At 70.6% G+C, this 19994-nt stretch carries 21 protein-coding genes; 9 read left to right on the top strand and 12 right to left on the bottom strand.

The genetic code is table 11. From position 1 onward, the window contains the following. On the top strand, nucleotides 1-537 hold a 537-nt coding region (locus ACXJKQ_RS22690; protein ID WP_457107955.1), incomplete at its 5' end, for a hypothetical protein. A gap of 198 nt (nucleotides 538-735) precedes the next feature. On the opposite strand, the gene ACXJKQ_RS22685 is transcribed toward ACXJKQ_RS22690, so the two are convergent. The 3 genes from ACXJKQ_RS22685 to ACXJKQ_RS22675 all read right to left on the bottom strand — a co-directional run bounded on the left by ACXJKQ_RS22685 (nucleotide 736) and on the right by ACXJKQ_RS22675 (nucleotide 3511). Next, nucleotides 736-1176, bottom strand: a complete 441-nt coding sequence (locus tag ACXJKQ_RS22685) for a DUF1489 family protein (protein ID WP_457107954.1) — start codon at nucleotides 1174-1176, stop codon at nucleotides 736-738. A gap of 76 nt (nucleotides 1177-1252) precedes the next feature. Continuing rightward, on the bottom strand, nucleotides 1253-2326 hold the full coding sequence (locus ACXJKQ_RS22680; protein WP_457107953.1) for a hypothetical protein: 1074 nt from the start codon (nucleotides 2324-2326) through the stop codon (nucleotides 1253-1255). A 486-nt stretch (nucleotides 2327-2812) separates the two neighbouring features. Further along, nucleotides 2813-3511 carry a glutathione S-transferase family protein gene (locus ACXJKQ_RS22675; protein WP_457107952.1) on the bottom strand — a complete coding sequence of 233 codons (699 nt, stop codon included), beginning with the start codon at nucleotides 3509-3511 and terminating at the stop codon, nucleotides 2813-2815. A 113-nt stretch (nucleotides 3512-3624) separates the two neighbouring features. Here ACXJKQ_RS22675 and ACXJKQ_RS22670 point away from each other — a divergent pair, with 113 nt between their 5' ends. The 7 genes from ACXJKQ_RS22670 (at nucleotide 3625) to ACXJKQ_RS22640 (ending at nucleotide 10986) form a co-directional block, all read left to right on the top strand. Then, on the top strand, nucleotides 3625-4200 hold the full coding sequence (locus ACXJKQ_RS22670) for a TetR/AcrR family transcriptional regulator (protein ID WP_457107951.1): 576 nt from the start codon (nucleotides 3625-3627) through the stop codon (nucleotides 4198-4200). A gap of 495 nt (nucleotides 4201-4695) precedes the next feature. Then, nucleotides 4696-5871, top strand: coding sequence for an MFS transporter (locus ACXJKQ_RS22665; RefSeq protein ID WP_457107950.1), 1176 nt, complete (start codon nucleotides 4696-4698; stop codon nucleotides 5869-5871). A gap of 48 nt (nucleotides 5872-5919) precedes the next feature. Further along, a complete protein-coding gene (locus ACXJKQ_RS22660) occupies nucleotides 5920-7074 on the top strand; it encodes an ABC transporter permease (protein ID WP_457107949.1) in 1155 nt (384 codons plus the stop codon). A gap of 9 nt (nucleotides 7075-7083) precedes the next feature. Further along, nucleotides 7084-7869 (top strand): ABC transporter ATP-binding protein, encoded by a 786-nt coding sequence (locus ACXJKQ_RS22655; protein ID WP_457107948.1) that lies wholly within the window; start codon nucleotides 7084-7086, stop codon nucleotides 7867-7869. Between the two features lie 119 nt (nucleotides 7870-7988). Continuing rightward, nucleotides 7989-9071 (top strand): MlaD family protein, encoded by a 1083-nt coding sequence (locus ACXJKQ_RS22650; RefSeq protein ID WP_457107947.1) that lies wholly within the window; start codon nucleotides 7989-7991, stop codon nucleotides 9069-9071. 121 nt (nucleotides 9072-9192) lie between these two features. After that, nucleotides 9193-9774, top strand: a complete 582-nt coding sequence (locus ACXJKQ_RS22645; RefSeq protein ID WP_457107946.1) for an ABC-type transport auxiliary lipoprotein family protein — start codon at nucleotides 9193-9195, stop codon at nucleotides 9772-9774. A gap of 210 nt (nucleotides 9775-9984) precedes the next feature. Beyond that, nucleotides 9985-10986: a helix-turn-helix domain-containing protein gene (locus ACXJKQ_RS22640; protein WP_457107945.1), complete on the top strand. Its 1002-nt coding sequence runs from the start codon at nucleotides 9985-9987 to the stop codon at nucleotides 10984-10986. Nucleotides 10987-10992: 6 nt separating this feature from the next. On the opposite strand, the gene ACXJKQ_RS22635 is transcribed toward ACXJKQ_RS22640, so the two are convergent. The 3 genes from ACXJKQ_RS22635 to thiE all read right to left on the bottom strand — a co-directional run bounded on the left by ACXJKQ_RS22635 (nucleotide 10993) and on the right by thiE (nucleotide 13266). Next, complete coding sequence (locus ACXJKQ_RS22635; protein WP_457107944.1) at nucleotides 10993-11619, bottom strand: helix-turn-helix domain-containing protein; 627 nt, start codon at nucleotides 11617-11619, stop codon at nucleotides 10993-10995. Nucleotides 11620-11743: 124 nt separating this feature from the next. Continuing rightward, on the bottom strand, nucleotides 11744-12559 hold the full coding sequence (gene thiD, locus ACXJKQ_RS22630; protein WP_457107943.1) for a bifunctional hydroxymethylpyrimidine kinase/phosphomethylpyrimidine kinase: 816 nt from the start codon (nucleotides 12557-12559) through the stop codon (nucleotides 11744-11746). Continuing rightward, on the bottom strand, nucleotides 12556-13266 hold the full coding sequence (gene thiE, locus ACXJKQ_RS22625) for a thiamine phosphate synthase (protein WP_457107942.1): 711 nt from the start codon (nucleotides 13264-13266) through the stop codon (nucleotides 12556-12558). The genes thiD and thiE overlap by 4 nt, the downstream gene beginning before the upstream one ends. Before the next feature lie 183 nt (nucleotides 13267-13449). Between thiE and ACXJKQ_RS22620 the strand changes: the two genes are divergently transcribed. Next, nucleotides 13450-14445, top strand: coding sequence for an NUDIX hydrolase (locus ACXJKQ_RS22620; protein WP_457107941.1), 996 nt, complete (start codon nucleotides 13450-13452; stop codon nucleotides 14443-14445). A gap of 9 nt (nucleotides 14446-14454) precedes the next feature. Here ACXJKQ_RS22620 and ACXJKQ_RS22615 read toward each other — a convergent pair whose 3' ends face one another. The 6 genes from ACXJKQ_RS22615 to ACXJKQ_RS22590 all read right to left on the bottom strand — a co-directional run bounded on the left by ACXJKQ_RS22615 (nucleotide 14455) and on the right by ACXJKQ_RS22590 (nucleotide 19943). After that, the gene (locus ACXJKQ_RS22615) at nucleotides 14455-16014 is read right to left on the bottom strand and encodes a serine hydrolase (protein ID WP_457107940.1); all 1560 of its coding nucleotides are present in this window, start codon (nucleotides 16012-16014) and stop codon (nucleotides 14455-14457) included. Between the two features lie 170 nt (nucleotides 16015-16184). Then, nucleotides 16185-16466: a DUF333 domain-containing protein gene (locus ACXJKQ_RS22610; protein WP_457107939.1), complete on the bottom strand. Its 282-nt coding sequence runs from the start codon at nucleotides 16464-16466 to the stop codon at nucleotides 16185-16187. Nucleotides 16467-16479: 13 nt separating this feature from the next. Continuing rightward, on the bottom strand, nucleotides 16480-17298 hold the full coding sequence (gene panB, locus ACXJKQ_RS22605) for a 3-methyl-2-oxobutanoate hydroxymethyltransferase (protein WP_457107938.1): 819 nt from the start codon (nucleotides 17296-17298) through the stop codon (nucleotides 16480-16482). Nucleotides 17299-17488: 190 nt separating this feature from the next. Beyond that, a complete protein-coding gene (locus ACXJKQ_RS22600) occupies nucleotides 17489-18085 on the bottom strand; it encodes a rhodanese-like domain-containing protein (RefSeq protein WP_457107937.1) in 597 nt (198 codons plus the stop codon). Nucleotides 18086-18087: 2 nt separating this feature from the next. Next, complete coding sequence (locus ACXJKQ_RS22595; protein WP_457107936.1) at nucleotides 18088-18927, bottom strand: quinoprotein dehydrogenase-associated SoxYZ-like carrier; 840 nt, start codon at nucleotides 18925-18927, stop codon at nucleotides 18088-18090. Nucleotides 18928-18968: 41 nt separating this feature from the next. Continuing rightward, entirely contained in the window at nucleotides 18969-19943 is a 975-nt protein-coding gene (locus ACXJKQ_RS22590; protein WP_457107935.1) for a quinoprotein relay system zinc metallohydrolase 2, read from the bottom strand. Nucleotides 19944-19994 lie beyond the last annotated feature (51 nt).

Below are 19994 nucleotides of genomic sequence, written 5' to 3'. Positions count from 1 at the left end.
GCTGCGGCCCGGATCGAGGCGCCGCGTCCCTCCGCGACCGCCCGTCCGGCGCAGGCCGGCGACAAGCGCGGCTGGCTGTCCGACCTGCTGACCCGCGCCTCGCTGGACGACGACGAGGAGGTGCCGGCCACCGACGCGCCAGCGCCCGCACAGCCGGCCCGGCGGCCCGCGGTGGCGGCCGCCGAGACCGGACGGATCGCCCTCGACACGATCTCGACCGACATCGCCAAGATGATCGAGCATCGGACCGCGGTCGACCTCTGGGAGCGGTACCGCCGCGGCGAGCCCAACCTGTTCGACCCGCGGATCTACACGCCGCAGGGTCGGGCGACCTTCGCGGAGATCCAGCGCCGGTACCGGTCGGATGCGGAGTTCCGCCGCAGCGTCGACCGCTACGTCAGCGAGTTCGAGCGTCTGCTCGGCGACGTGATCAAGAACGACAGCGACGCCAAGCGGACCGACGCCTATCTCACCTCCGAGACCGGCAAGGTCTACACGATGCTGGCCCATGCCAGCGGACGCTTCGACGGGGCGTAGGGCGGATCCCGCCGGGGCCGAGACCGGTTCCGGCAGGGCACGGACGGACGACGAACCGCGCCCCGCCCTCCCCCTCGGCCTGACGGGCCGGCTCTTCGGCGTGTGCCGCAGGGCGGCTCCTGCGAGGTCCCCGCCACGCTCTGGCACCTCGGGATCCCAGGCGCAGAGCGGAGAGCCTCGGTCAGGGCGGGCCGAAGGTCACAGCAGGCCGAGACCGACCAGCTCGCGCCGCAGGGCCTCGGGCATCTCCGCGAGGTCCCCCGAGGCCTCGGCTCCGAGATCGGCCGGCGCGTCACGCGCCGTGAGGTAGCGCCAGCCCTGGAACGGCCGGCAGGGTCGGGGCGCCACCGGGACGAGGCGCGGATCGAAGACCAGGCGGCAGCGCGGGATGCCGTCCGCACCGGTCAACGGCTCGATCGCGGTGATCGCCTGCCGGCAGGACAGGGTCCCACGGATCACCCAGTAGATCGAGCCGCGTCCGGTGATCTCCCGGTGGCGCTTGGGCAGGGTCCGGGTGACGTGGAACGGGTCCGCCGGCCGGCCCTCCCGCTGCGCCTCGTCCCGGAACCGGGCCTGCCGCGCTTCGAGATCGGCGATGGTGGCGGGGCCGACGCAGAGCTTGATCAGGTGCAGGGCCACGGTCGCGCAGTCTCGGGATTGTCGGGGCGCCCCTGATAGCAGGGTCCGGACCCGGACGCGCCTGCCGGGCGACCCGTCAGGCGAACAGCGCCAGCCGCTGCTCCGGCGTCAGGGCGTCGATCTCTGCGAAGCTCATGACCGGCTCCTCCGGCGGCAGGGCGGGCTCGGGGGGCGTCGCGACGGCGTCGTCCCAGGCGAGGTCGATCGCCGACTCGCCGAAGGCGGCGTCGGCGACGGGCCGCGTCCCGGCGGAACCCCCGTCGGCGTCCCCCTCGGTCTCCGAGGGGATCTCCGGGGCCGTCTTCAGGACCGGTTCGACGGCCGGCTCCTTGAGGATGCCCACGGCCGGCTCCGCCCCGGTCGCTGCCTCGGCGGCCGCGTCCGCCGCGTCCGAGACCGGCAGGAACACCAGATCCTCGTGGAGCGCCGGGCTGCCGGGGCGAGCCACGAGGGCGGCCGCCGTGACGGCCGGCACGTCCATGGCGATGTAGCGGTCGATGTCGCTCTGGTTCAGGTCGGACGGCTCGCCGGCCGGCCGGGCGCCCCGATGCGGCGGCACCCGCACCGCCTCCTCGCCCCAGATCGCGATCATCGCCGAGACCCGGTCCTCCAGGTAGCGGAGCGTGTAGACGATCCGGGCCGTGCGCTGCGCGGTCAGGTCCTGAAAGGAGCAGGCCGTGTAGATCGCGGTGGCGTGGCGATCGAGGGCGTCGCAGGCCTGTGCGTCGGCCCCGCGTTCGCGCAGGGTCCAGGCCGCCTCCTGGATCGCTTCGGCGGCCCCGAGGATGTCGGAGGTCGCCTGCTCGGTCTCGCGCACGATGGCGTCCAGGGCGAGGGAGGCCTGGGTCAGGCGGGTCTCCTCGCTGTTCGCGGCGCTGATCGCCGCGATCTCGCCCTTGGTCCGGCTGATCGCGTCGGCCATGTCGAGGAGGTTGCCGCGCAGGTGACCGAAGGCCTCCTGCCCGCGGTCCGCGGTGACGCTCCGCTCCAGCCGGGCGATCGCCCCGAGCAGCACCTCGGTCTCGGCGCCCCGGTTGCGCCGGGCGTACTCGGCGAGGAACCAGCGGCCGCGCTCGCTCGCGCCGATGGTCGCCTCGATCGCCTCGTACTCGGCCGACGCATTCGCGCTCGGGATGACGGAACCGAACATGGGCCTCTCCGGACGCTGGCGGCGGGCGCGGCGGCGGCCCGCCCGGGTGCGCCCGATCCCGACAATTTGACAGAGTCCCTTTAACGGGCGCTAAACGCTAAATTATTGATCAATTTACCATTCGATCCTCGCGAACGAAGGGCCGGGCCTGAAATCGTTGACGACGGGTTCGGAAAATTGTCGCCGCGCTGCGTTCATATAAGGTATGGCGACCGGTCAGTGACCCCTATCTGCATACTGCAGCTGCGCGGATTGCTTGACCTGAGCTGGTGGTCCGAATTTGACGCTCGGTACCCACTCGCGGGTCTGCAGCGGGTGGCAAGCAGACCTTAGCCGTTCGCCTCAAAGCAGACGTCCCGCTGTCGACCCAACCCAGCCGACTGGACCGCCGTCGGCGCTTCTCCAAAGCGGCCATCGCAGATCTCCGCTCAAGGTCTGTGAAAGCGGAATTGCGGTCGGGCGGTTGCCAGCCCGACCGCCGAACGCTCATGTGCGATTGTCGATCTCCGGCACACCGCTGTTACGGTCAGCATACGCGGCGATGAAGGTCGGTCGAGCCTGCCAGCGCCGCCAGAAGGCATCGAGATGTTCGAACCGCTCATCGAGCGGAGTGGCGTTGACGGGAAACTTGGAAAACGCAATCGCCGTCGCCAGCGTTATGTCGGAGAACGTCGGCTGATCGCCATCCAGCAGCCAATCGCGGCCATCCGCCAGATGCTGGTCGACGAGACCGGCATGCGCCAGCGCCACCTTACGTGAATGCTCGCCCCAGGCTGGGTTGCTGGTCAGTTCGAGCTTCGGGCCCAATCCCTGGCGCAGAACGTGGAAGGCGGTGACGATCGGGTAGAGGATGTGCACCCACACCCGGCTGTCCCACATCTGATCGAGACCGCGCTCATGCGCCGTCGCCCCCATAATCTTGCGGCCCTCGAACGTGTCGTCGAGATAGCGAGCGATGGCGGAGGTCTCGCTGAGGTAAGAACCATCGGTGAGTGCAAGGGTCGGTGTCTCGCCCCAGGCGTTCATCTTCAGGTGCTTCCAACCCCGCTGCTCGCCAACCGGCGACATATCGTAGATCGTCTCGTCGAAGCGATCAGCGATGCCCTTTTCGTGCATGAAAATCCGCAGGCGCTGCGGGTTGGGGAAGGCCGAGGGGGAGGTAAAGAGCTTGAGCTTGTCGGACATCGTCTTCTCGCTTTCGAAGCAATCAGTCTGTCTGTCAGATGACAGGCTGTAAGCTATGTCCAAGATCTTGCGCCGTCAACCCCTGCCTGCCATATGACAGATAGAGGTTGGACATGGCAGCGACGTCAAAGGGGAATGTGAGGGAGGCCATCCTTGTGGCCGCCAAGGAGGCGGCGATGGCCTATGGCTACGGCGGCCTCAACTTCCGCGACCTCGCGGAAACCGTCGGCATCAAGGCTGCCAGCATCAACTACCACTTCGCCACCAAAGCTATCCTCGGCGAGGCGGTCGCACGACGCTACTGGGAAGACATCGCCCGCGACCTCGAAGCCATCTCGACGAATGCCCGAAGCCCAACCGAAGCGTTGCAGCGATACCCGAGCATCTTCCGGCTATCCCTGGAGCGCGACAATCGCATGTGTCTGAGCAGCTTCATGGCGACGGAACATGACGAGTTGCCCGAGCCAGTGTTGAAGGAGGTGCAAACTTTCGCCGACGTGAACACCGCTTGGCTATGCGAACACTTGATCGCCGCCAAACTCGCCTCGCCAGCCGAGGGTGAGTTGAGGGCCCGCGCCATTTATGCTGCTGTCGCCGGGGCTCAGATCATCGCGCGAAGCCGTTCAAACGTGAAATTGTTCGACGATTTGATCGAAAGCTACCAACGAATGGGATTACTCCCAAAATAGTCGAACTTCGTATCCGGCAGTTTCGAGTTTGGTTGCCTTCGCCAAATCTGATCCACGCCGGACGACCGGTTCAGCGCCTGTCTTACCCAGAAGCAGACCGGCTATATTCCACCCATCCCGGTCGCAGGCGACGGTCAGCCGAGTTGCCCGGAAGCGGACATTCCGAGGGGCTGCGAAGGGTCGGCAGCAACGCTCCGCCGCGGGTACCATGCGCCAAATTTGGGTCACCTGATCGAAGGCAACCGCACCGCGCGGTGCACTAAGTCTGTCACCGCTTGCCATCGCCATTGATTATTCTAGGTTGTGCAAACCTACGAAGCAGATCAGCACGATCTGCCATAGGGTTTTTGTTGTCTGACCTGCTTGGCTTCACATTCGCTACCGAGTTTGAGAACGCGGGGGAACGAGAGCGAATGTTTTCAAGGCCTTGACACCCCCTTATCGACAGGTGCTTACGGACGGCCTCCGCCCCCGCCCCTCCCGTCGAGACCCGCCTTGCCCCGCCCGTCCGGCCCGGCGCGCCTGTCGCTGCTCTACGCCGTGGTGTTCACCGAGATCGGCATCGCGATGCCGTTCATGCCGCTCTGGCTCGACGCCCTCGGTCTCGATGCCGGGGTGATCGGGGTCCTCCTCGCCCTGCCGATCGCCACCCGGATCGCCGCCACGGCGCCGCTGATGGGCCTCCTCGACCGCGGCCTCGGCCCCCGGCGGCTGATCCTGCTCGGCAGCCTCGCGCTCAGCCTGACCTACGCGCTGATGCCCGCCGCCGCGGGGATCGCGTGGCCGATCCTCGCCGGGCTGATCGTGCTCAACGCCGTCGCCGGCGCGCCGCTGGTGCCCTGCATCGACTACCTCACCCTCGCGGCCGTCCGCCACGATTCCCGCCTCGCCTATTCGCGGATCCGGATGGCGGGCTCGGTCGCCTTCCTCCTCGCCAACCTCGCGGGCGGGGCTCTTCTCTCGACGCTCGGCGGGCGGCTGGCCGTGCCGCTGCTGCTCACCGGCCTCGCCCTGGGGGCGGCCCTCGTGGCGTGGCGCAGCCGCGCGGTGGCGGCGCTGCCGCAGGCGGCGGACGGCACCGTCCGGAAGCGGCTTCCGCCGAAGCTGTGGTTGTGCATCGGCGCGGCGGCCGCGATCCAGGCGAGCCACGGGGCGATCTACGGGTTCGGCAGCATCTACTGGACGAGCCAGGGGATCCCGGCGGCCTGGGTCGGCGCACTCTGGGCGACCGGGGTGCTGGCCGAGATCGCGCTGTTCGCCGGCCTGCCGGCCCTGCCCGCCGCCTGGCGCAGCCCGGTGCGGCTCCTCGGCGCCGGCGCCGTCGCGGCGATCCTGCGGGCGATCGGCCTGTTCCTCCTCGGCGACCACCTCGCGGCGCTGGTGCCGCTCCAGTGCCTCCACGGCCTGACCTTCGGGGCGACGCAGCTCGGTGCCATGGCGGCGGTTTCGGCCTATGCCCCCGACGGCGCCCGGGGCCGGGCTCAGGGCACGCTCAGCGCCGTCAATGCCGGGATCTCGGTGGTCGCGACCCTGGGGAGCGGCCTCGCCTACCGGGCCGGGGGACCCCTCGCCTTCCTGCTGATGGCGCCGCTCGCCGCCGCGGGGCTGGGCCTCGCCCTGGCCTCCCGCCACGCGCCGTCGGTGACGTCGGACACGGATCGTCAACCGTAATGTCGTCATAACCGCCGGGCAGGGTGGTGCCTCGATCGAGGAGTATGGGTGTTGCTGAGCGAGGGCACTGTTCCCGGCGCCTTGGCCGGCGCCGCGCTGCGGGAGCGGTCGGCCGACGGCCGTCTGGCGCTCGACGGCCGCTGGACCGCCGACCAGGCCCCCACCGTCGAGGCTGCGGCCGCCGGCATCGCGGCGGCCGGCCGCGCCGGGCCGGTGGCGGTCGACCTGTCGGGCATCGAGCGCCTCGACACCCTCGGCGCCTGGGTGCTGGAGCGGACCCGCGCCGAGATCGAGCAGGCGGGCGGCACCCTCACCTATCTCAACGCGCGGCCGGAACACCGCACCCTGCTGGGCGAGGTTCGCCTGCGCGATCCGGACGCCCCGCCGCCCCGGCGCCACGGACCGGTCGTCGGCCTGCTCGACGCCACCGGGCGCCGGACCGTGCAGGGCGGCCACGAATTCGTCACCGCCCTCGCCTTCCTGGGCGAGCTGATCGCCGCCTGCGGCCGCGTCGCCCTGCGGCCCGGCACGTTTCGCGGCAACGCCCTGATCAACCAGATCCAGCAGGTGGCGCTCAACGGCACGCCGATCATCGTGCTGATCTCGTTCCTGGTGGGCGGCATCGTGGCTCAGCAGGGCATCTTCCAGCTCCAGCGCTTCGGCGCCCAGACCTTCGTGGTCAACCTGATCGGCCTGCTGATCCTGCGCGAGATGGGCGTGCTGCTCACCTCGATCATGGTCGCGGGCCGCTCGGGCTCGGCGATCACCGCCGAGATCGGCTCCATGCGGATGCGCGAGGAGGTCGACGCGCTCCGGGTCATGGGCCTCGACCCCGTCGAGATCCTGATCGTGCCCCGGGTCCTCGCCCTGATGATCGGCCTGCCGATGCTGACGCTGATCGGCGACATCGCGGCTTTGGCCGGCGGGGGCCTCACCGCGATGCTCTACGGCGGCCTGACCCTCGACCAGTTCCTGGTCCGGCTCCAGGCGGCGGTGGGCGTTCACCACGTCATGGTCGGCCTGATCAAGGCGCCGTTCATGGCGCTGACCATCGGGGTGATCGCCACGATCGAGGGCTTCGCCGTCGAGGGCTCGGCGGAATCGCTCGGCCGCCACGTCACCGCGTCGGTGGTGAAATCCATCTTCATGGTCATCGTCCTCGATGGCCTGTTCGCGGTGTTCTTCGCCGCGATCGACTTCTGAGGCGCTCCGATGACCGCCCCCGCCCCGATCATCCGCGTGCGCGACCTCGTGGTCGGCTTCCGCGACCGCAACATCCTGAAGGGCCTGAGCCTCGACATCCGCCCCGGCGAGATCCTGGGCTTCGTCGGGCCCTCGGGCCAGGGCAAGTCGGTGCTCACCCGGACGATCCTGGGCCTCAACCCCAAGCGCGCGGGGACCATCGAGGTGTTCGGCCGCGACGTCGACGAACTCTCCTACGCGGAGCGGCGGCGGATGGAGCAGCGCTGGGGCGTGCTGTTCCAGCAGGGCGCCCTGTTCTCGGCGCTCACCGTGAAGCAGAATATCCAGGTGCCCATGCGCGAGCACCTGAACCTGTCCGAGCGCCTGCTCGACGAGTTCGCCCGGCTCAAGATCGAGATGGTCGGCCTCAAGCCCGACGCCGCCGACAAGCTCCCCTCGGAACTGTCGGGCGGCATGATCAAGCGCGCGGCGCTCGCCCGCTCGCTCGCCCTCGATCCCGAGATCCTGTTCCTCGACGAGCCGACCTCGGGCCTCGACCCGATCGGCGCGGGCGAGTTCGACGACCTCGTCTCGACCCTCAAGGAGACGCTGGGGCTGACCGTCTTCATGGTCACCCACGACCTCGACAGCCTCTACACCGCCTGCGACCGCATCGCGGCGCTCGGCGACGGCCAGATCATCGCCGCCGGCACGATCGACGAGATGCTGGCGAGCAACCATCCCTGGCTGCGTTCCTACTTCCACGGCAAGCGCGCCCGGACCATCGCCACGGGCGGCGCCTCGGCTCATGCCTGACCCGATGCCTGCCTCGATGCCCGATCGCCGCCCCACCCAGATCCCGCCCCGCTCCCTTCCGGGAGCCGGGGCTCCAGGCCCGGCCGGATCTCCGCCGGCCAGAACCGCAGGTTGAGCGCATGGAAACCCGCGCGAACTACGCCCTCATCGGGGCCTTCACCATCGCTGTCATCCTGGCGGGCTTCGGCACCGTGCTGTGGCTCTCCGGCGGCTCGTCGCGGCAGGTCAGCCAGATCGTCCGCATCGTTTTCTCCGGCTCGGTCGGGGGGCTGTCGCGCGGCTCGAGCGTGAACTTCAACGGCATCAAGGTCGGCGAGGTCACCGATATCCGCCTCGCCCCGCAGGATCCCCGCCGGGTGCTCGCCACGATCAAGGTCGACCCCGCGACCCCGCTCCGGGCCGACACCCGCGCCCGCCTCGACTCGGCGATGCTCACCGGCGTCTCGGTGATCTCCCTGTCGGGCGGCAACGCCGACGCGCCGGTGCTGACCCCGATGGCCAACGGCGAGCCGCCGACCATCTTCGCCGATTCCTCCGACATGCAGGACATGATGGCGCTGGCGCGCCAAGTGGCGCAGCGGGCCGACGACATGATGGCCCGCCTCGACCGGCTCGTCTCCGCCAACGAGGGGGCGATCAATCGCTCGCTCACCAATGTCGAGACCTTCTCGAAGACGCTGGCCGATGCCGGCCCCAACATCTCCGCCCTGGTCAAGGCGGTGGACGGCGCCAAGCTCGGCCGCGTGGTCGACAACGCCGACCGCTTCTCCGCGGCCCTGTCCAAGGCCAGCCCCGACATCGAGGCCGGTCTGCACGATGCCCGCACCCTCGCCGCCAAGCTCAACGCCTCGGCCGACAAGATCGACGCGGTGCTCAACGGCGCCCAGGGCTTCCTGGGTTCGGCCTCTGGCCAGGAGGGCTCCAGCACCTTCGCGGAGATCCGCGCGGCGGCGGTCTCGGTGCGCGACGCCGGCAAGGCGTTCCGGACCATGTCGGAGAACCTCGACAAGCGCACCGCGAGCATCACGACCAATTTCGGCCGCCTCAGCGGCAGCGGCCGCCGGGAGGTGGAGGCCCTGTCGGGGGATGGGCAGCGGACCCTTAGCACCCTCAACCGCACGGTGCGCAGCCTGGAGCGGGACCCGAGCCAGGTGATCTTCGGCGGCAAGCCGTCGTTGCCCGAATACAACGGTGGTCGCTGAAAGCGTGCAGTGCCGGGCCGATGTGTCCCGGCGCACGGCACCGACGCCGCAGCGGATTAGTTTTAACCGCATAGCTTTTACAGCTCCGCCGTCCGTCGGCGGGGTCCTTCAGGTCATGTGTATGGTCCGGTCGTCCCACATCCTCGCCGCCGCGCTGCTCTCCGCCCCCCTGGGCGGCTGCGGCGGCGGTGCGGTGCCCCTCACCTTCGACCTCGCGGCCCTGCCCCCAAGCAGCCGGCCCATCGCGGCCGGGCGCTCGATCGTGGTCTCGGAGCCGGTGGGGATCCAGCCCTTCGAGGCCGACCGGATCATCGTGCGCGAGCCCGGGGGTGCCCTCGCCTTCCTGGGCGGCGGCCAGTGGGCCGATCGGCTGCCGCGCCTGATCCAGACGCGCATCATCCAGAGCCTCGAGAATTCCGGGCGGCTGCGCTCGGTGAGCCGGCCGGGCGACAAGATCGCCGCCGACTATCAGCTGATCAGCGAAATCCGCGCCTTCGACGTCCAGGCGGCGACCGGCGAGGCGGTGGTCGACCTGTCGTTGAAGCTCGTGGCCGACGGCACCGGCAAGGTGGCCGCGGCCCGGATCTTCACGGCGCGGGTGCCGGTGTCGAAGATCGACGCCGGCAGCGGCGCCCGCGCCCTCGACCAGGCGCTGGTGACCGTCCTCGCCGACGTGGTGCGCTGGGTGAATACGGGACGGTGAGGACTGGGCGCAGCTCTCGGGCGCCCCGTCCGCCGAGGCCGCCGGCCGGTTGCACCGCCTGACGATCCGTCGTGGCCGCTGCGGCACTCGCGGCGATGGCCGACCATCACGGACTCGACAAATCGATCCGCGCGCCGCGTCGGTTGGGCATGCGTCTATCGAACACCCGCGGTTGCAGATCTCATCCGGCGCGCCCATAATTCTGCAGTGATGCAGACGATATTTTCAACCCAAAGCATAGTGGAGAAAGATCGGTTTCGCCTTTGGCGAGAAGTCTGCGAAGATCGTCTCGTCCCGATGGCCCAAAACTGTCCGAACGACGAACCGTTCGACGCGACGATCGAAGGGGCAAGTATCGGCGGATTGCTGTTCACGAAGTTCGCGTTGCGCAACCTGCGTGCGGTGACAACGCCGCGGACGCTCCGGCACGAGAACAACAAGACCGATCATCTCTTCCTGAGCACGGTGCTCACGGGTTCCGTGCGGGCCGACCAATACGATCGGTCGGGCACGGACAGGATCGGCGACTTCTCGATCCGCGACGCGAACGCCCCCTGGACCATCGAACACACCGGCTACAGCGAGGTCCTGGCTGTCGGGATCCCGCGGGAGCGGCTCGAGGACGAGTTGGGCTCCGCCAGTCGGTTCGCCGGCGTGACCGTGGGCGGCGACCTGCCGATCGCGACCTTGACCCGGTCGTTCCTGGGGAGCCTGCTCAGCGAGGCCGATCGGCTGACGCCGCAGGCGGCCGAGCGCATGGTCGCGGCCGGGCTCGACCTCGTCGTCGCCAGCCTCGCGGAGCGGCTCGCGCAGGGCACGCCGCAATCGGCTCAAGGCAGCGTCGCGCTCCAGAGCGCGAAGGCCTATCTCGAGGCCAACCTCCACGACCCGGCCCTGGACCCGACCCGACTGGCGGCGGCGGCCGGCGTGTCGCTGCGGCGGCTTCAGGACCTTGTCCACGAACGCGGCCAGCACGTCTCCGACTGGATCTGGAGCCGCAGGCTGCAGGTGGCGGCCACGCGCTTGGCCGATCCGGGCCTGCTCCACATGCCGCTCGGCATCCTGGCCTTCGGCTGCGGCTTCGCGAGCCAGCCGCATTTTTCCCGGCGCTTCAAGGCACGCTACGGCCTGAGCCCGCGGGACTACCGCGAGCGCGCCCTCCTGGCGAAGCGCGCCCTCCTGGCGACCGCGCCGGGCGCCGCGCGCCCGTGAGGCCGCTCACTCCATCACGGCGGCCTTCAGAATGACCACCATGGTGGCGCGGGCTGGCCCGTCGGTGCAGCGCACGAGGTGGGGCCGGTCGCAGCGGTAGCGCAGGGTCTCGCCGACCCGCGCCCGCTGCACGACACCGCCGATCTCGACCTCGAACGCCCCCTCGGTGACCGACAGCGACTCCACCGAGCCGCGCTGATGCGGGTCGGAATCGAGGACGCCGCCGAAATCCGCGGTGACCTCGTACCATTGCAGCCACTCGATCGTCTTGAGCCAGCCGATGATCGCGAGCCGCACCTTCCCGTCCTCGGAGACGAGGATCGGCGTGTCCGCCCGGGAGGTCTTCTCGATGAACGGTTCCTCGTCGCCCGCCGCCAGCACCCGCTCGATGGAGACGTCGAGCGCCTGGGAGAGCCGCCAGATCGTCGCCAGGGTCGGGTTGGTCTCGTTGCGCTCGATCTGACTGATGATCGACTTCGCTACGCCCGACTGCTCGGCCAGTTCTGAGAGCGAGAGATTGTAGGCCTTGCGCAACCGCTGGATGGTTTTGCCGAGCTGGCCGGACAGCACCTGCGCGCCGGTCAGCAGGTCGCGCCCGCGCGCCTTTTCGGGCCGTTCCGCCTGATCCTGCATCGTCACCGGTCCGCCTGCGCCGTTCCGTTATCCGAACGATCGTACGCTTCTTCAAACGCAATCGCTGCCCGGGTGCAAGGCGACGGGTGCCTCCCGCACCGGAAAGCAGCGGCTTCGGGTCGGTCTACGGCCAGACGGCGTGGAAGTGGTGCACCGGCCCGTGCCCGGTCCCGATCGACAGGCGGTCCGCCGCGGCGAGGGCGGCCGTGAGGTAATCCTTGGCGTCCGCCACCGCTTCCGGAAGGTTCAGGCCGTGGGCGAGCCCCGCCGCCACCGCGGCCGAGAGCGTGCAGCCGGTGCCGTGGGTGTTGGCCGTCGCGATCCGCGGCGCCGCCAGAGTCCGCAGGGTTCCGTCCGCCGTGACGAGATGGTCGATGCTCTCGCGCCCGGCGCCGTGGCCGCCCTTGATCAGGACCGCCCGGGCACCGAGCGCCAAGAGCCGCCGCGCCTGGGCCACCACCGTCGCGGCGTCTTCGGCGACGGCCTCGCCGAGCAGCACCGCCGCCTCCGGCAGGTTGGGGGTGATCAGGTCCGCCCGCGGCAGAAGCCGCTCGCGGAGCGTCGCCACGGCGTCGTCGGTGATCAGCCGGTCGCCGCTGGTGGCGACCATCACGGGATCGAGGACGATCGGGATCGCCCCGGCGTGGCGTGCGAGGCCCTCGGCCACCGCGGCGATCACCGCCGGCCGGGACAGCATGCCGATCTTCACGGCCGCGACCGCGAGGTCGGAGAACACGCTGTCGATCTGCCGGGCGACGAAATCCGCCGGCACGTCGTGGATGCCCTGGACGCCCTTCGTGTTCTGCGCCGTCAGGGCCGTGATCACGCTGGCGCCGTAGACGCCCAGCGCCGAGAAGGTCTTCAGGTCTGCCTGGATGCCGGCGCCGCCGCCGGAATCCGAGCCCGCGATCGTCACCGCGATGGGCGGAGGGGCGCTCATCGCGCGCCCGCCCGTTCCGCCAGGGCGGCATCGATCCGCGCCCGCAGGTCGCGGGCGCGCTGGCGCACCGGCTCCGCGCCGAACAGCGCGGTGATCACCGCGACGCCGTCCGCCCCCGCGGCGATCACGGAGGCGGCGTTGTCGAGGCCGATCCCCGCGATGGCGCCGAGGGGCAGGCCGGCCCCGCGGGCGAGTCGGGCGCGGAAGGCGATGCTGGCGAACCCGTCGAGACCCACCGGCGGGTCGGGATTGTCCTTGCTGGTGGTGGCGAACACGCCGCCGATGCAGGCGTAGTCGACGGGGAGCCGGTACAGCTCGTCCGCCTGGGCGGGCTTCTTGAGGGTGAGGCCGATGATCGCGCCCTCCCCGAGGAGGCGGCGGGCATCGGCCGGGTGGAGGTCGCTCTGGCCGAGATGCACCCCATCCGCCCCGGCAGCGAGGGCGAGGTCGACGCGGTCGTTGACGAGGACCGGCACCCGGCCGCCCACGGCGTCCAGGATCGCCCGGATCCGCGCCAGGGCGGCGCGGGCATCGGGGATGTCCTTCTCGCGGTACTGGAGCAGGGTGCAGCCCCCCGCCACCGCCTCCGCACCGAGCTGCGCCAGCCGGGCGCCGTCGGCGCCACAGACGCCGACGTCGAGCAGGCCGTAGAGTCGGAGGTCGACGGCCCGGTCCCGGGTCGCGGGGAAAGTCGCGCTCGCTGGCATCGCTGTCGTCGCTCGATCCGCCCCCGCCGGCCCCGCGCCGGCCCGCCCTGTTTGGGCAGCGCCTGCGGCCTTGGCAAGCAACTTGGCGTTGGGGCGTCATACGGCGGCGTTGACGAGCCGCGATGCTGTACCCCTATAGAGGATCCGTTATGGCGCAGCCCCGGGCGAGGCGGTCGAGGGACGATGGATGGTGCCGCGGCGCAGACGGGCGCCCGCGGGGTGCAGGCCCCGCCGGAGCGCTCCTCGGTAGGCCTCGTCGCGGTGATCGTCGCCGCGACCAGGGGGGAGCCGCGCGCCCTGACGATCCGCGTCCCGGACCAGGCGCCGGGTCGCGGCGACGGCCTGCCGGCCGGTCCCCTCGTCCCCGAGCACGCCACCCTCGAGCGGGGCCTGCGCGCCTGGGTGGAACGGCAGACGCACCAGCGCCTCGGCTACGTGGAGCAGCTCTACACCTTCGGCGACCGCGACCGTTCGGGCACGGCGACCCTGTCGGGGGTGCACTCTCTCTCGGTGGCCTACCTGGCGCTCGTCCGCGAGGAGCGGCCGGCCGGGCTCGCCGAGGCCGCGTGGCAGAACTGGTACCGCTACCTGCCCTACGAGGATTTCCGGCAGGGGCGCCCGCGCCAGCTCGATGCCATCGCGGCGCGCCTCGCCGCCTGGGCGCAGGAGCCCGAGGACTGCGCCACCCGGACGCGGCGCCTGGACCGCCTCGGCCTGACCTTCGGCATGAATGGCGGCACCTGGAACGAGGAGCGCGTGCTGGAGCGCTACGAATTGCTGTTCGAGGCCGGGCTGATCCCGGAGGCGCGGGGCAATGCCGGCCCGGCGCTGCCGAACGACCCCACCGGCGTGCCCATGGCCTTCGACCACCGGCGGGTGCTCGCCACCGCGATCGGGCGCCTGCGCGGCAAGATCAAGTACCGCCCGGTGGTGTTCGAGCTGATGCCGCCGGAATTCACTCTGCTCCAGCTCCAGCGCACCGTCGAAGCCCTGTCGGGGACGCAGCTGCACAAGCAGAATTTCCGGCGTCTCGTGGCGCAGCAGGGGCTGGTGGAGGAGACCGAGAGCGTCACCAGCGGCGCCGCCGGCCGTCCGGCGCGGCTCGTGCGCTTCCGCCGGGAGGTTCTCCTGGAGCGGCCCGCCCCGGGGTTGCGGCTGCCGTCGCGGCGGGTGGGCTGACGACCGGGATCAATCCGCCCGTCGCGCCAGGGTCCCGAGGCCGTTCGCGTCGAGCGCGTCCACCGTCATGGCGGCGGCCCGGCCGTCGCGTCCGATGGCGAAGCGGATGGCGGAGGGCCGGCCGGGCGTCTCCGCGTCGGGAAAGCTCAGGAAGAGATCGCGGTCGAAATGCCGAAGCGGGTAGCGGCGCGCGCCGTCGGGTCCGAGCGTCAGCGTCAGCACGCCGTCCGCCTCCGTGACCACGGCGTCGCCGACATAGGCGTTGGCATAGCGCCCGGTATAGGCCGCGAGGGCAAGGGGCGCCGAGGCCCGGGCCGGCGGCGCGCCGTAGGCCGCCGTGTCGGCCGCGATGCCCGGCGCGAACAGGCTCTCGTAGGCCGCGCCCCAGGCCTTCACCCAGTCCTGGCCGACCCGGCCGTCGAAGACGAGGTCGGCGAAGCTGTCGGCGAGCCCCTCCGGCACGCCGGACGGGAAGCCGTTCGTCAGGACGAGGATGCCGAAGCCGGCCTCCGGATGGATCGACACGAGGGTCTGCGCGCCGGCGCTGAAGGCGCCCGCATGACCCCAGACGAGGCCGTGGCGGTCGTACGCGATGGTCCAGCCAAGCCCGTAGAACGTGGCGCCGCCGGTGACGGGACTGCGGCCGCGGGCCATGAGCGGCGCGTGCGTCTGCGCCAGCGCCTCTGCCGCGATCTGCTGCCGTCCCGCGAAGCGGCCGTTGCCGATCACCAGCCGCAGCCACTGGGCGAGGTCGCGGATGCTCGCGCTGACGCCGCCGGCGGGCGCCTGCGCGTCGGGATTCCGCGCGACCGCGGCGGTCCAGACGCCGTCGGCCCGGACGTGGAGCGCCGCGCGGTTGGTCCGGCTCAGGAACGCCGCATGGGTCGTGCCGGTGGCTTTCATCCCCAGAGGGTCGAAGAGCTTCTCCCGGGCCACGGTCTCCCAGGGCTGGCCGGTGGGCTTCGCGGCGGCGTCCGCGCCCTCGGTGAAGCCGAAATTGCTGTAGGCGTAGCCCGCGCGGAAGCTGGAGGCCGGCGGCACGAGGCGCAGCCGCCGCAGGATCGCGTCGCGGCCGAAGCCGATCCCCTCCAGATCGTCGCCCGCGATGCCCGGCAGCCCGCTGCGATGGCTGAGGAAATCGCGCACGGTGACCTGCGCGGTCGGATAGGGCTCGTGCAGCTGGAAGGCGGGATCGAGATCCGCGACGCGTGACTCCCAGTCGACGACCCCCTCGCCTACCAGGGCCGCCACGATCGTCGCGGTCACGGGCTTGGACAGGGACGCGATCTGGAAGACCGTGTCGGGGTCGACGGTGTCGGGCGTCCCGGCCTGCCTGAGGCCGAAGCCTTTCAGAAAGAGCGTCTCGTCGCCGTGGACGACGGCAATCGCGAGGCCCGGCACGGCCCCCGCCTCGACGGCCTGCTGCGCCATCGCTTCGAGCGCCGGCAGCCGCGCCTCGACCTGCGCCCGCGTGACCGTCTGGGCAGATCCGGCCCCGGACCCGGATGTGAGCACGGCGAGGGCGAGGCATGTGCGGGCGAGGAGCCGACGCGATCGAGCCCGCTGCATGAGTCTTCGGTCCCGTCCGGAAGGGCTCGGGCGACGAGAGTGGCACTGTCCGACCGGCGAAATCAATCACGCCGGCCCGCGCCCGGCCCGGACTGCGCCCCGTCTGCCGTCCCGGCATCCTCGACAGGGACCGAGCGCCCGCGGCTCGGATGCGCCCGGCCGGAGCTGGGCTAGCGGAACGGGTTGGTGTCAGGCCTCGGCTTCATGCCGCGGAGCATCCGGTACAGTGTCCATTCCTCGACGATCTTCCTGCCCGGAAGGGCGCAGAGCCCGATCGCGCTCCCATCCGCCAGTGTCGCGGGGACCGACTGTCCGCCCATCGTCGCGCAGAACGCGGAGGCGGGGTTTTGCAGCGCGTATGCCGGTCCGGGTGGGGCGATGGCGGCGCACACCGCGACCGCAATGACAAGGCCCGCGGCGCGAGCACCCGACGGCACGATCGGACGGTTCATGGATCGCCGTGCCTTACCCGTAGGTGTGGTCGTCGGCCGGGAACCGACCGGCCCGGACCTCCTCCGCGTAGGCCTTCACGGCCTCTTCGATATGGGCTCGCAGGCTCCCGAACTGGCGGACGAATTTCGGCGTGCGCTCGGAGAGGCCGAGCATGTCCTCCAGCACCAGGATCTGCCCGTCGCACACCGCCGAGGCGCCGATGCCGATCGTGGCGGCCGTCACCCGCGGCGAGGTCGCGATGGCGCGGGCCACCGGCTCGACGATGCCCTCCAGCACGATCGCGAAGGCCCCCGCCTCGGAGATCGCGCGGGCGTCCTCCAGGAGGCGGCGCTCGTCGTCGGGCAGCCGGCCCTGCACCTTGAAGCCGCCCATCGTGTTCACCGCCTGCGGTGTGAGGCCGATATGGCCCATCACCGGCACGCCGCGCTGGACGAGGAACGCCACCGTCTCGGCGTAATGAGCGCCCCCCTCCATCTTGATCGCGCCGGCCCCGGTCTCCTTCAGCACCCGGGAGGCGTTGAGGAAGGCCTGCTCCCGGCTTGCCTCGTACGAGCCGAACGGCATGTCGACGACGACCAGCGCCTTCTCGGTGCCGCGGATCACCGCCTGCGCCTGCAGGATCATCATCTCCAGGGTCACGGGAATGGTCGATTCCATCCCGTGCATGACCATGCCGAGGGAATCGCCCACCAGGATGAAGTCGCAATAGGGATCGACGATCCCGGCGGTGTGGGCATGGTAGGCGGTGAGCGCGGTGATCTTGCGCCCCTCGGCCTTGCGCTTGCCGATATCGATCGCCCGGAGCCGGCGGGACTGCACGACCTGCGACATGGTTCAGATCCCTTTCGGCGCCCCGGTGGAGGGCGGATCCCCGCTTCCGTGCGGCGGAGGGACGAGGTCACGGAGATGGGCGCTCCGGATCGACCCGATCCTTCACCCGATCTCGCCCGCATGGGCGAGGGGGCGCCTCCGTGTGAAGCGTTCGGTCCGCACCCGTCCTTACACCGCCCGACGCTCCCGGTCAGCGCCCCGCCTGCGGCTCGGTGGCCGCTTTCCAGTCCGGATCGACGCGCAGGTTCGCGGTCTCATGCGTCTCCTGCCAGCCCTCGACGCCCTCGGGAAACCAGCGCACGCCGGTATAACCCTTCAGCACCAGCCGCTTGCCGGCGTTCCAGCTGCCCCAGCACTCCACGTGGCAGAACACCACGACGGGCTTGGCCGTGTCGCCGCCGGTCAACGCCGCGACCCGCGCGTAGAACAGAGCCTCGCGCTCGGCCGCCAGGGGCTCCGCTCCGGCCTCCGGCATCCAGACCGCCCCGGGGATCGAGGGATGCACCGGCAGCCAGAGTCGGCCTGCGGGGAAGTTCGACGGCTTGCGGTCCGGCGCCGCCACGTCGATCAGCACCGGCTTGTCCGGCCCCGCCATCAGGGCGGCGAGGCCGTCGGCGTCGATCACCGCGGCCCCCTTCAGGGTCGGCGGCGTGTAGCCCTTCGGCGGCCCGGCATAGAGCCCCTCGGGCTCCGGCACGTTGACCGGAGAATCGGCCGGCGCGGCCGCGAGGCACAGGAGTGCGACACAGGCCGCCGCGGCCCGGCCGGCCAGGATGAAGCGGCGCATGGTCAGTTCGTCGGGCTCGGCGGGGTGAAGCTGTGCTGCCAGCGGCCGCCCTGGTTGTCCGAGGCCGCCACCTGGATCGGCTTGCCGTCCGGCTTGAACGCGAAGTTGATCACCGGGTTCGAGGAGATCGAGATGTCGCCCGTCATGGTGAACACCGTCTGGTCGCCGGCCGAGACGGTGAGCTTGTCGATGTAGCGGGCCGGCGTGAAGTCGCGGGTGACCTGGTTCATCTGCATGCCGGAGAAGTTCGGGTGGCGGACCATCAGGGTCGCCTCAACGGGCTTGCCGGGTGCGGTCTCGGCGAACTTCATCCGCATGTCGCCCATGCCCTTCATCGCCTCCTCGTCGCTCATGCCCATGGGGGCCGAGCAGCCGCCGGAGGCCTTCACGAACTGCTTGGCCTCGTAGAGCTTGCCGTCCTGGGTCTCCACCACCGCGTGCATGTCGGTGTAGTTGTTCACCCGCACGCGCAGCTTCAGCTCCGACGTGTCGGCGGCCGGGCCGAACTCGAACTTGGCCGCGTAGGGCGCCGGGTTGTCGTCGATGATCAGCGAGACCGCCTTGATCTGCCCGTCCTTGGGCATGGTCAGGGTGATCGGCACGAGGGCGGCGTCCAGCGCCCGGGCCGGCGCGTCGATCTTCACCAGGGTGTCGGTGGGCGCGATCTGGCGGTCGCCGAAGATCGACTTGGCGATCTCCTGCCACCGGGCCGCCCGCTCCTGCTCGGTGTCGGAGGCGCCGGCGGCCTGCGCACCGTGGACGAGGGGTCCCGCCAGGGCGGTGGCCGCTAGGGCGACGCCGAGTGCGAGGTTGGAGAGTGTCTTTCCGATCCGGTGGGTCATGGCGTGCCTCCCGTAGTCATCAGATATGGGGATCCGAAACTCTATTCCCACTCGAGTTCCTGATAGGCCACGGTGACGTTGCGGCCGTTGTAGGTCTCGAACAGGGCCCACTTGTCCCGCTGATCCGCGGCGACGCTCGATACCGCCTTCTCGATGGAGACGTCCTTGGCGATCGCCGCCCGTGTGCCGTCGCGGAGCGCGGTCAGGTAGCCGGTGAGGTCGGCGAGCGCCGGGGCGAGGTCCACCGCGACGGGGCCGTGGCCCGGGACCGCGCGGGTCGCGCCCATGCCCTTGAGCCGCTCGGCCTCCTTGAGCCAGCCCCGGAGGCTGCCGTCGAGGGACGGGATCCGGTTCACGAACAGCAGATCGGCCGGAAACAGCAGGCCGCTGCCGGAGTCGATCATCGACAGGTCCGAGGTGGTGTGGGCGGCCCCGTGCGCCGTAAAGGTCAGGCGGCGGTCGCCGAGATCGATCTCGGCCGTGTCGGCGACGGACAGCGTCGGGTAGACCACCGGCCCGGTCCGGTCCTCGCCGAGGAGGTCGATCAGGCGCTTGCGGTAGAACTCGCCCCGGGCGGACAGCGCCTCGGTCAGCTTGGCGTGTCCGACGAAGACCGGCTTGTCCTGCATGAAGGCCCCTGCCCCGAACACGTGGTCCGGATGGACATGGGTCAGCACCACGTGGGTGATCGGCTTCTGCGTGCGCTTGCCGATCTCGGCGCGCAGCCACTGGCCGTCGGCGAGGCTGCCGCCGGATTCCGTCACCAGCACGCCGTTCTTGCCGACGATGAAGCCGACATTGGCGATGGCGTCGGCATTCTCGGCCGTCGCGTCGGCGATGAGCCCTTTCCGCACGAAGATGCCGGGGCCGACCTCCTCCATCGTGAAGGATTCGGCCGCGCGGCCCAGGGTCGGCAGGCAGCACAGGCACAGGCCGCCGAACAATGCGCCGCGCCGCGACACGGTGCTGCGGCCCGCGACGGCGGATTCCCACGGATCGACGGCGGAGGCCGTCATGCCGAACCCTCCCAATCTTGTTGTCTACCATTAAGTAGGTAGATTCAGGGA

The organism is Methylobacterium sp. P5_C11 (assembly GCF_054049775.1).
This window is presented reverse-complemented; position numbering and strand designations above follow the sequence as displayed.